The sequence below is a fragment of the uncultured Formosa sp. genome, assembly GCF_947500765.1.
Taxonomy (GTDB): domain Bacteria; phylum Bacteroidota; class Bacteroidia; order Flavobacteriales; family Flavobacteriaceae; genus Formosa.
The window spans coordinates 1-230 of sequence record NZ_CANMTH010000079.1 but is presented as its reverse complement, the minus strand read 5'-3'; the positions used below and the strand labels follow the sequence as shown (position 1 = coordinate 230).

Sequence of the window (230 nt, the reverse complement as noted above, 5' to 3'; positions counted from 1 at the left end):
GTTAATCCGTCTGTTCCATCAATTCCATCTGCACCCGCAGCTCCTGTTGCTGCAATTCCTGTATCTGTTGTTCCAATGAACCAATTACCGTTTATTCCAATAGTTGGCGTTAATCCATCTGCACCTGCAGCTCCTGTTGCTGCAATTCCTGTGTCTGTTGTTCCAATGAACCAATTACCATTTATTCCAATAGTTGGCGTTAATCCATCTGTTCCAGCAGCACCATCTGC

1 pseudogene is annotated in these 230 nt (G+C 44.8%); it reads right to left on the bottom strand.

What is annotated here, in order from left to right:
• Window positions 1–230, bottom strand: a pseudogene (locus Q1B05_RS18655) (collagen-like protein); the annotation flags it as partial.